This is a genomic window from Streptomyces sp. NPDC002643, assembly GCF_053592555.1.
Genome location: NZ_JBSFVY010000051.1, coordinates 43,692 through 55,041 on the forward strand (window position 1 = coordinate 43,692; position 11,350 = coordinate 55,041).

The window sequence follows — 11,350 nt, forward strand, 5'->3', positions numbered from 1 at the left end:
TTCTTCGCGTCCTTCAGTCAAGACAACCGGGGGCAACACGATGACCATGAGTAGGGGCACCTCTCCCTGGAGAGGTGCCGGACGAACCGGATGGCGCAGGCCGACCCGGCTGCTGGTGCAGTCGCTGGTCCTGGCACTGGTCGTGCCGATGGGCGTGGCGCAGGTGGCGCAAGCCGCGGATTCCGGCGGTCTGGGCCGCCCGGACGTGCCCGAGTCCAGGGCGAGCAAGGTCGAGGAGTTCGACGGCCCCGGCGCGAAGAAGGCACGGGAACGGGTCGCCCGGGAGAAGAAGGCCGACAAGGCGCGAGCCGACCGGGCGCGGACCGAGCAGAAGGCCTCCTGGCCCGGCGGCGGCGAGGCGAAGCTGACCCTCGCCAGGGGCAGAACGGGGAAGGCGGACCCGGGCGGGGTACCGGTCACGCTGGCTCCTCCATCCGACGGCAAGGCCGCGGCGGGCCGGGCCCGCGTGACCGTGCTGGACCAGAAGGCCGCCCGCGCGGCGGACATCACGGGCGTGCTGCTGACCGCCGAGGCGGACACGGCGGGTTCCGCCGAAGTCGGCGTGGACTACAGCGATTTCGCCTCCGCCGTGGGGGGTGGCTGGGCCCAGCGGCTGCGCCTGGTGCAGCTTCCCTCGTGCGTGTTGACGACGCCGGAGAAGGCGGAGTGCCGTACGCAACGCCCGCTGGCGTCGGACAACGACCTCGACCGGCAGTCGGTCTCGGCGCGGGTGCGCGTCGCGGAATCCTCGGACGGCGCGTCGACCCAGCTCATGAGGGCCGCCGACAGCGCGACCGCCTCGGTCACCGTCCTGGCGGTCACCGCCACGGCGGCCGGTGCCGGCGAGTCGCCCAGCGGCTCCGGGAACTACTCGGCGACCCCGCTGTCGGAGTCCTCGTCCTGGGAGGCCGGCGGCAGCTCGGGCTCCTTCACCTGGTCGTACCCCTTCACCCTGCCGCCGGCCGCGGCGGGCCCGCAGCCGCCGCTGGCGCTGTCGTACGACTCGGGCAGCGTCGACGGCCGTACCGCCAGGTCCAACAACCAGGGCACGTCGGTGGGTGAGGGGTTCGGGCTGACCGACTCCTACATCGAGCGCTCGTACGGATCGTGTGACGACGACGGCCACGACGACATCTTCGACTTCTGCTGGAAGTACGACAACGCGAGTCTGGTCCTGAACGGCAAGTCGTCGCGGCTGGTCAAGGACGACGACAGCGGTCAGTGGCGGCTGGAGAACGACGACGCGTCGAAGGTGACGCGGGGTACGGACGCCGACAACGGTGACAACAACGGTGAGTACTGGACGGTCGTCACGGGTGACGGCACCAAGTACGTGTTCGGCCTGAACAAGCTGGACGGTGCGGACACCGAGCGCACCGACTCGGTCGCCACGGTCCCGGTGTTCGGCGACGACTCGGGCGAGCCCGGCTACTCCTCCGGTGACTCCTTCGCGGATCGCGTGGTGACGCAGGCGTGGCGGTGGAACCTCGACTATGTCGAGGACACGCGGGGCAACGCGGCCACGTACTGGTACACCAAGGAGTCGAACCACTACAAGAAGAACAAGTCGGAGACCGCCGACGCGGGCTACACCCGCGGCGGTTATCTGAACCGGATCGAGTACGGCCTGCGCAAGGGCGCGCTGTTCACCGACAAGGCGGACGCGAAGGTCACCTTCGGCTACGCGGAGCGCTGCACGGCCTCGGACTGCTCCAGCCTGACCGAGGACACCTCGGACAACTGGCCGGACGTACCCTTCGACGCGATCTGCTCGAAGGACGACGACGAGTGCGACGCGACCGGCCCGACGTTCTTCTCACGCAAGCGTCTGACCGGGATCGACACGTTCTCCTACAACGCCACGAGCGCCGACTACGACGCGGTGGACTCCTGGGACTTCACCGGGCAGTACCTGGACGGCGGGGACATCGGTGACAGCTCCGACCAGGTGCTGACCCTGAAGTCGATCAAGCGGACGGCCAGGGCGGGCACCACCGGCATCACCATGAACCCGGTCGACTTCACCTATCAGATGCGGCCCAACCGGGTCGACGCCACCGACGACATCCTCCCGCTGACCCGCCCCCGTATCTCCACGATCACATCGGAGACCGGTGCGATCACGACGGTGACGCTGTCGGGTGAGGAGTGCGTGCGCGGCCAGGTCATCGACGCGGCCCCCGACACCAACACCCGTTCCTGCTACCCGCAGTTCTGGAACATCAACGGCGCCACGGAAGCCTCCGTCGACTGGTTCCAGAAGTACCGGGTGCTGGCCGTCACCGTCTCCGACCCGGCCGGCGACAACGAGGCCGTCGAGCACTCCTACTCCTACAGCGGCGCCGCCTGGCACCACGCCGACTCGCCCTTCACCCCGAAGGACGAGCGGACCTGGTCCGAGTGGCGTGGCTACGCGCAGGTCACGGCGTGGACCGGCGCGACGAGCACCACCCGCTCCAAGACCGTCTCCCTCTTCCTGCAGGGCATGCACGGGGACAAGAACAAGGACGACACCACCAAGTCCGTCACGGTCGCCCCGCTCTCCTCACCCGCCCTCGGCGCGGCGTCGATCACCGACAAGGACGAGTACGCGGGCCAGTTGCGCGAACAGGTCACCTACGACGGCTCCACGGCGATCTCGGCGACCGTGAACGACCCCTGGTCCAAGGAGACGGCCCGACAGAGCCCGCCCGGCGCCGGCGACCACGTCGCCCGCTTCGTCCGCACCGAGAAGGTGCGCGGTTACACATACCTGACGGCGTCCCAGACCTGGCGCGAGCGCCAGACGAGCACGACCTTCGACAGCTACGGCATGCCCGTCACGGTCGACGACTTCGGCCAGGTCGGCAAGGGATCGGACGAGACCTGCACCCGTACCTGGTACGCCCGCAACGCCGATCTCGGCATCACCAGCCTCGTCTCCCGCACCCGCACGGTCGCCCGCACCTGCGCGACCGAGGACGCCTCGCTCACCCTCCCGGCGTCCATGAACCCGGCCAAGCCCGCGCGCGGGGACGTGCTGGCCGATGTGAGCACCGTCTTCGACAACACGGGCGCCACGACCTGGTCGGCGTCCCAGACGCCCACCAAGGGCCTCGCCACCTGGACCGGCCGCGCCGCCGGATACGCCGCCACCGCCGACGGTGACGGCGACCGGCCGCCGTCCGCCTGGCAGCGGATCTCCGCGACGACGTACGACACGCTCGGCCGCCCGCTGAGCGTCGGCGACGCGACGACGAACCCGCCCACCACCCTCACCTACACCCCGGCCGACGCGGGCCCGCTGACCAAGACGATCACCACCGACCCCAAGACGTACAAGACGACGAGCTTCATCGATCCCAGGCGTGGTCAGCCTCTGCGCATCTACGACGCCAACCTCAAGAAGACCGAGCTGGCCTACGACGCCCTCGGCCGCCTCACCCAGGTCTGGCTGCCGAACCGCGACAGCGCCAGCCAGTCCCCCAACCAGAAGTTCGCCTACCACCTGGACGACACCAAGCCGTCCTGGGTCTCCTCCGCCACGCTGAAGAAGGACGGCGAGACCTACACCACCAGCTACACGCTGTACGACTCGTCGCTGCGCGCCCTGCAGACCCAGTCCCCGACCCCCGAGGGCGGCCGTCTGCTCACGGACACCCGCTACGACACGCGGGGCCTGGCCTACGAGACGTACGCCGACATCTTCGACAGCACCAGCACCCCCAACACCACCTACACGCGCGCCGAGTACGGCGAGGCGCCCAGCCAGACCGAGACGGTGTTCGACGGGGCGGGTCGCGCGACGACCTCCAGCCTGTATGTCTACGGCGTCAAGAAGTGGTCCACGACCACCAGCTACACAGGTGACTCGACCGCCGTCACGGCCGTCGAGGGCGGCTCGGCCCAGCGGACCATCACCGACGTCCGCGGCAAGACCGTCGAGACCCGCGAGTACGCGAGCACCAGTCCTGCCGACTCCGCCTACGGTTCCGGCGCCGGTGCCTCGTACACCTCCACGAAGTTCACCTACGAGCTGGACGGCCAGGAGAAGACGGTCACCGGGCCGTCCAACGCGACCTGGTCGTACGTGTATGACCTGTTCGGCCGCCAGGGCAGCACCAGCGACCCCGACAAGGGGACGACGCTCACCGAGTTCGACTCCCTCGACCGGGTCGTCAAGTCCACGGACTCCCGGGGCCAGTCCGTCCTGACCGAGTACGACGTGCTCGGCCGCGCCACCGGCACCTGGAAGAACAGCAAGACGGACGCCAACCAGCTCACCGGCTACGTCTACGACACCCTCCTCAAGGGTGTGCCCACGTCCTCCACACGCTACGTGGACGGCAAGAGCGGAGCCGCGTACACCCAGGCCATCACCGCCTATGACAGCCTGGAGCGGGCCACCGCCACCGAACTGCGGCTCCCGGAGAGCGACCCGCTCGTCAAGGCCGGCGTGCCCTCGACGCTGAAGTACGAGGCGTACTACAACCTCGACGGCAGTCTGAAGCAGTCGAAGGAGCCGGCTGCCGGAGGACTCCCGGCCGAGAGCCTGGACTACGGGTACGACACCCTCGGGAACCTGACCTCCATCGGTGGTTCGACGGGCTACCTGCTGGACGTCGACTACTCGGCTCTCGCCCAGCCGAACCTGCTGACGCTGGGCGCGGGCGGCACCGACAGCAAGAACGTCTACGTCGCCAACGACTACGAGGCCGGCACCGGCCGTCTGACCCGCAGCTTCGTCACGGACCAGACGCACGGCTACATGCTCCAGGACCTCAACTACACCTACGACCAGGCCGGCAATCTGACCTCGATCAGCGACCCGACCCTGCTCGGCGGCGCCGGTTCCGCCGAGGCCCAGTGCTTCGCCTACGACGGTCACCGCCGTCTGGTCGAGGCCTGGACGCCGTCCTCGCAGAAGTGCTCCGACACCAAGAGCGCGTCGAGCCTGTCGGGACCGGCGCCCTACTGGACGACGTACGCGTACAACGACGCCGGGCAGCGGACCAGCGAGACGGTCCACAAGTCCACCGGCGACACCGAGACGACGTACTGCTACACCAGCACCACCCAGAAGCACACCCTCACCGGCACCACGACCAAGGGCGACTGCACCGCCCCGGAGCGCACCTACGAGTACGACTCGGCCGGCAACTCCTGGCACCGCCCCGGCAAGTCGGGCACCCAGACGCTGGACTGGTCGGCCGAGGGCAGGCTCAGCAAGCTCACCGAGAACGGGGTGACGACCGACTACCTGTACTCCGCCGACGGCACCCTGCTGATCCGCGACACGCAGGACGGCGAACGCGTCCTCTACATCGGCGCCACCGAACTGCACCTGCGTGCGGGCGGCACGGTGTGGGCCCAGCGTTATTACGGCGCCGGGGGCACCAACGCCGCTCTGCGGTCCAACCAGACCGGCACCGAGAAGATCAGCTACCTCGCCGGCGACCAGCACAGCACCGCCTCGCTGGCGGTCAACCGGGACTCCGGCCAGACCTTCACCAAGCGGTACACGACGCCGTTCGGTGCCGACCGCGGCGATCCCCTGTACGGGCCCTGGCCCGACGACAAGGGCTTCCTCGGCAAGACGAGGGACGCCACCACCGGCCTGACCCATATCGGCGCTCGTGAGTACGACCCGTCGACGGGCCAGTTCATCAGCCTCGATCCGATCCTCGCCCCGAACGACCAGCAGAACCTGAACGGCTACAGCTACGCCGGCAACAACCCGCTCACCTTCAGCGACCCCACCGGCCTGTTCTGCGACGGCTGCAGCATCGACAACCCCGACAGCGTCTGGGCCCCGAACACGGAGAAGTGCTGCGACGAGAGCGGCAATCCGCACACCTCCGCCAGTGGAAACGGCGGCACGGCCACCAGTAACGGCTCCAGCACGACCACGAACACCGCCAGCACCGCCAAACCCGTGGTCGACGGAATCATCATCCCGACCAAGGACGAGCTGTTCGCGATGGGCTACGGCGGGGGCTACCCCGACTCGGCCGGTTACGCCGAGATGCTCTCGCGCTGGGCGGAGTCGAAGTGCTACATCAGGGACGGCGTCGAGGGCTTCTGTGACACGGCCACTCGCGCCGGACTGCTGAGGGACCCGCAAAGCAGCGCGAACGACCCGTGGGGTGTCAAGGCGACCTACCACTGCCTCACCGGACGAGGCGACTGCGGCGAGGCGATCGTCTCCGGCGTCATCACCATCGCCACACTCGCCTTCGGGTCCACCGGCCGGGCGCTCATGGCGCGCGGCGCCTCCCGCGCGGCCGCGACGGAGGTGGAAGCGGCTGCCGCCGCCCTCCTCAAGGCGGCGTGCAGTTTCTCCCCCGACACCTTGGTCCTGCTCAAGAACGGCAAGACCAAGCCCATCAGCGAGGTGAAGCCCGGCGACGAGGTCGTGGCCGCCGACCCCGGCACGGGCAAGCGCAAGGGCGGCAAAACCGTCACCGCCCGCTTCGCCCACCAGGACGACGACCTCGTCGACGTGATCGTGCGCACCGCCGAGGGTCGCACTTCCGTCCTGCGCACCACCGCCGACCACCCCTTCTGGAACGACACACTCCAGACCTGGACGGCGGCCGCGGAACTCCGTCCCGGACACCGGCTCAACACCGCGACCGACGGGCACGCCCGTGTCGTCGGTGTCACCGACCGGGCCGGTTCGGCCGCTATGTACAACCTCACGGTCGACGGGCTGCACACGTACTACGTGCTGGCGGGCTCGGCGCCCGTCCTGGTGCACAACGAGTGCCCCCCGTCCATCGCGCTCGGGTACACGAGGACCGCCGACAACGACTGGGCGCTCGCGGACTTCGCCGACCGGACCGGGGCCAAGATGTACGACGACTGGGGCGACGGAAACTGGACATCAGTCGTTAAGGAAGCCGTCGATCCGAAAAGCACCGTGCAGATCCACTTCAACCTCGAAGGCATCGACGACCCGGTAGGACTCGCCCGTTCCATGGACGGTGTGGCCTCCCCGGGCGCCGGCGACTACACCGCATGGGAACTGTCACAGATCAAGAACGCCCCGGCCTCCGTCCAGGCCCGGGTCACCTGGTACGACGAATATGGGGACGTCGTCCCCAGTCCTTTCGGAGGGTGAACGCTGTGCAACCGCGAGTCGTGGGCCAGGAGGGGGGGCTCCCTCTCCACTTCGAGCGGCCCTTCCTGGTCTGGTCCTACCAAGCGTCCCATCGCCGCCTCGTGCTGCGGGCAAGCCCGGGAGGCGGAGTGGACGGGACGGTGGAGATCGAGTTTCTGAACGTCCTGGGTATGAAGCTGAAGTCCCAGTACTCCGAGCTCCGGGTCTCCGCCGCCCCCGACACGGTCAGCACCGGCATCGACGAGTTCGTGGCCATCCCGGCCAGACATCGGTCCAAATTCACCACGCTGCTCGTCTCGGACGGCTCGGACGACGGTTTCGTGGTCTGCGGCTCACTCCGCGTCCACGAGGCCTGACCCACGGAGGTGCCGGTATCCGTGGGCGCCGATGAGGACGGCACGGGAGGCGGCCGGGTCGGACAGGCCGGCAACGGTCACGGCTGGTCCGACCGGGCGTCCGCGCGCTGCCCGGCGTCGGCGGGAGTAGCGGCACCAGCGCCGTCCGGCGCGGTGCCCCCGCCCTGCCCCGGCTCGGCCTGAGCGCCCGCACCGGCGGCTTCGGACAGGACGCGGGTGATCCTCGCGATGGTCTCCGGGGAGTCGTCGCCGACCTCCACGACCACTCCGGCGCACTCGATCCGCACGGTCGGCCGCGGTGCGCGCGTCTCCCGCCACGAGGCCGCCGCGATCGCGACGCCGCTCAACGCGAGGCTGTTGGCGACCACCGCGTTGATGATCTCGAAGGCGCCGCCCATGTCCCCGGCCCGCTCCGACGCGGGCACCAGGGCCAGTTGTGCGGACGAGCGCACGTCCGGGTCCTGCGCGAGCCAGCGGAACAATCCCGACGGTCCGCCCCCATCGCGGTCCGGTGTCACGACCGTGATCCGACACTCCACCTGGACTCCCCCTCCGGAGCGGGCTCGGCATCAGCGCCTCCGTAGGACCCATCTTGGCATGGGCACAGCATCCAGGGCCTGGAGCACCAGCACGAACCCGCTGTTGACGTTCCCCGCCGTCCGAGCCCGGCTCGCGCTGCGGTCACGCCCGGTAGGCGCGGCGCCGCCGCGCGAGTACCGGAGCGTCTTACGGTGAACCGGTGCGACTTGTGCCCAGGTGGGCCTTGCTCTCGTCGGTGTGCGCGCCTGTCCTGTTGATCGGAGGCTGGACGATCGCGGCGCTCCTTGAGGGCCCTGCCTACGACTCTGCTACTCAGACGATCAGCATCCTGGCGGCCTACGGGGCAGCCGGATTCTGGGTGATGACCGGAGCGCTGCTCGCCCTGGGTATCTGCCACTTGCTGACCGCCTGGGGACTGCGCGTGGCCGCGCTCGCCGGGCGTGTGGCGCTGGGCTGCGGTGGAGTGTCGGCGTTGGTGGTGGCTCTGCTCCCGGCGCCGAGCAGTGGGGGCTCCATGCCCCACGGTTCAGCCGCCGCGGTCGGTTTCGCGCTCTTGGCGGTGTGGCCCGTTCTGGCCGCCGATCGCAGCGGAGCGGCACCGTGGGCACTGCGGCCCGCGCCCTCCCTTGCGGCGACCGCTGTGATGGGCGCCGGAGCAGCCTGGTTCGTGATCGAGATGCATCGTCACGGCGCTCCCGGTGTCGCTGAACGCTGTGTGACGTCCTTTCAGTCCCTGTGGCCCTTCGTGGTCGTCGTCTCCTGCCTCCGCCACCTTGACTCGGAGCAGGGTGGGGTTGGCCATGGCCGCTGAAGCAACCGGGCCGTGCGGGTGACGGCCGCTGGGCAGGGTCTGAGCCGCGGCAGAGCGGGCGGCTGGCGAGCAGACGCGTTTCTCGCCTACTCCGCGATGCGTGCCCATGGCGTGCCCGTAAAGGTGGACGAGGGCATCTGCCCGGGTCAGAGACCTGGAGTCCGCACAGGCACCGTCGCTTCGCCGTGGTCGCTCTCGTCACCGTGGCCGTGTTCGCCGTCTCGGCGTCGGTATCTGGAGCGGATGGAAGGACGATGAGCACGAGTCCATGTGTCGGTGGACGGTGCGTTTGCCCGCCCGGGTCTTGGGGTCGCCCGTGGCGCGCCTGTCGTTGGTCAGCTCAAGGGAGGCGAGCGTGATCCGCAGGGAGCATTCGTCGAGATCGACACTGTGACGGCGCAGTTCGGCCAGCTCCTCCGGGCGGAGGGGGGCGAAGGCGCCGAGCAGGGCCATCAGGCGCCAGCGTGTGCCCATGGTGTCGTCGCGGTCGAAGACCTCTGCTCGATGGTGGCGGTGGGGCGTTCGTCGGCCTCCTCCTTGCCCGCGCTCGTCCATCCAACGGCGTGCGTACGTCTCGGAGTTGATCGCACTGGCGTCCGGGCCGCGCCAGTGGTGGCGTTCGATGTCGGCGCGGGTGAGGTTGAGCCAGTCCTGGGCGTCGGACTTGGTGTCGAACGTCTCCGGTGCCTTGTGCCTCTGACCGTCCGGGCGCACATTCGCCGGTTTGGAGAACCGGCGATCGTCGCTATGTGTGAGCACACCTCAAGCACAGCCTGGGCGACCTCACCCCATGCGGCATCGACGAACTCGCCGCGCTGGCCCGCACACGTCTCAAACACACGCAGTACCAGCCCCGCGTAGGCCCTGCCAGCGGTCGTGGCTCGCGGGGCGCTGGTCGGGTGAGCGCGGCGAACGGGTCCGAGGTCTAGGGGAGCCGGATGGACTGCTTGTGGTGGAAGACGTCCCGCGGGTCCCAGTAGCGCTTGGTGTCCTGCAGGCGGCCGTAGTTGCCCTTGTAGTAGAGCCGGGGGTAGGCCGGGCTCTGGTCGGTGGCGATGCCGAGGTCGGTGTCGGGGTAGTTGACGTACGCGCCGTCCGTGGCGCGGTCGTGGCGCTCGTCGGTGATCTCGGGGACGCCGCCGGTCTCCCGGTACAGGTCGGCGTACCAGCGCCGCATGTAGTCGGTGTGCAGGTCGTCCTCGCCGCGGTCGGTCCAGTACGACTGGAACTGGAGCTTGAAGACGGAGTCCCGCTGGGGGACGGCCGTGTCGCCCGGCCCGGGGACGTTGATCCGGCAGCCGTACGAGTCCGCCTGTACGAGCGTCTTGGACATGTCCGCGCCGGGGACGTCCTTGGTGAGCCAGTGGTAGAGGGTGTCGATCTGTTGCGGCGAGAAAGGGTGCCGGTGGTAGGCGGACTTGTATTTGCCGCGCTGGTTGTCGCCGGAGCCGTTCAGCGTCTGGGTGGCCTGGAACCAGGGCATTTGGCGGCGCTTCTCCGGTAGGTGCACGGCGATGCCGCCGACGCTGAACAACTGCGTCGTCGAAGGCGTCGTCATGCCCGCCTCGATGGCGTCGATGAAGTCGTCGAGCGGGCCCGAGTCCTCCTGGTCCCACTGGCTCAGCAGGACGACGTTCCCGTTGTCCTTGTGTGTGAGTTTGAGAATGCTGAAGAGCCCTTGGTAGACGTCCTCGTATTTCGAGCTGTGGGCGGCGAAGAACGTGCCGAAGTTCTCCACCAGCGCGGCGAAGTCCTCCGGGTGGTCCAGGAGTCCGCCCTTCCACGGCCAGGCGATGCTGCTGAGCCAGACGCGCTCCGGGGGTTCGGGAATGTCGTCCGCGAAGTAATAGCGCAGGACGACGCCGAAATTCCCGCCCCCACCGCCCGTGTGGGCCCAGAAGAGATCGCCCTCGGGGCCGTCGTCCTCGCGATGGGCACGGGTCACCTCGATGACCGGCGGTTCGTCGGGCCCGCCCCGCACCGTGACGACGTCCACCTGCACCAGGTGGTCCACCACCAGCCCGTGGCGCCGGGAGAGGAATCCGAAGCCGCCGCCCGCGACATGCCCGCCCGACCCGACCGAATAGCAGGAACCGCCCGGGACCGCCTTGCCGAAGCTGCGGAAAAGGGTGGTGATCACATCCCAGTTGGTGGCTCCGGCCTCGACGACGTAAGCGGGCCGGCCCTGTTTGTCGGTGCCTTTGCGGACGTCGTTCATCAGGCTCATGTCGAGAACGACTCCGCCGGTATTGGCCACGAAGTCCTCGTAGCAGTGCCCACCGCTGCGGACGGTGGGCCGCAGACCGCCCGCGACGGCCTCGCGCACGGCCGCCAGCGCCGACGCGTCGTCGTGGACCAGCTGGATGTACCGCGGCCTGCTGACCCACCGTTGATTGAATCCCTGACTGAGGGTCTCGTACCGGGGGTCGTCTTCTTCCACGCGCCACCGCATGAGAATGTCCTTCCTCCGGGGCCACCATCGTGCCGGTCAAGGAACTCCAGCATCGAAGACGCGGGGACCGCATGGCAATTACTTCACGA

At 69.0% G+C, this 11,350-nt stretch carries 5 protein-coding genes and 1 pseudogene; 3 read left to right on the forward strand and 3 right to left on the reverse strand.

The window, feature by feature from the left end:
- The first annotated feature begins 148 nt into the window (after nt 1-148).
- Both ACWD4G_RS42345 and ACWD4G_RS42350 read left to right on the forward strand, forming a co-directional pair.
- Nucleotides 149-7,102, forward strand: a complete 6,954-nt coding sequence (locus tag ACWD4G_RS42345) for an RHS repeat-associated core domain-containing protein (RefSeq protein ID WP_451303481.1) — start codon at nt 149-151, stop codon at nt 7,100-7,102.
- A 128-nt stretch (nt 7,103-7,230) separates the two neighbouring features.
- Nucleotides 7,231-7,458, forward strand: a complete 228-nt coding sequence (locus tag ACWD4G_RS42350) for a hypothetical protein (RefSeq protein ID WP_451303469.1) — start codon at nt 7,231-7,233, stop codon at nt 7,456-7,458.
- A gap of 77 nt (nt 7,459-7,535) precedes the next feature.
- On the opposite strand, the gene ACWD4G_RS42355 is transcribed toward ACWD4G_RS42350, so the two are convergent.
- Nucleotides 7,536-7,997, reverse strand: coding sequence for an effector-associated constant component EACC1 (locus tag ACWD4G_RS42355; protein ID WP_451303471.1), 462 nt, complete (start codon nt 7,995-7,997; stop codon nt 7,536-7,538).
- Between the two features lie 200 nt (nt 7,998-8,197).
- Here ACWD4G_RS42355 and ACWD4G_RS42360 point away from each other — a divergent pair, with 200 nt between their 5' ends.
- A complete protein-coding gene (locus tag ACWD4G_RS42360) occupies nt 8,198-8,809 on the forward strand; it encodes a DUF998 domain-containing protein (RefSeq protein WP_451303473.1) in 612 nt (203 codons plus the stop codon).
- A 276-nt stretch (nt 8,810-9,085) separates the two neighbouring features.
- Here ACWD4G_RS42360 and ACWD4G_RS42365 read toward each other — a convergent pair.
- A pseudogene (locus ACWD4G_RS42365) lies at nt 9,086-9,523 on the reverse strand (tyrosine-type recombinase/integrase); the annotation flags it as partial.
- Nucleotides 9,524-9,734: 211 nt separating this feature from the next.
- Entirely contained in the window at nt 9,735-11,261 is a 1,527-nt protein-coding gene (locus tag ACWD4G_RS42370) for an FAD-binding oxidoreductase (protein ID WP_451303475.1), read from the reverse strand.
- Nucleotides 11,262-11,350: the final 89 nt, after the last annotated feature.

What these genes read in the sequence shown, in the direction of transcription:
- ACWD4G_RS42370 (WP_451303475.1), bottom strand. Translation starts at nt 11,261, where the DNA reads ATGCGGTGGCGCGTGGAAGAAGACGACCCCCGGTACGAGACCCTCAGT.
- ACWD4G_RS42345 (WP_451303481.1), top strand. Translation starts at nt 149, where the DNA reads ATGGGCGTGGCGCAGGTGGCGCAAGCCGCGGATTCCGGCGGTCTGGGC.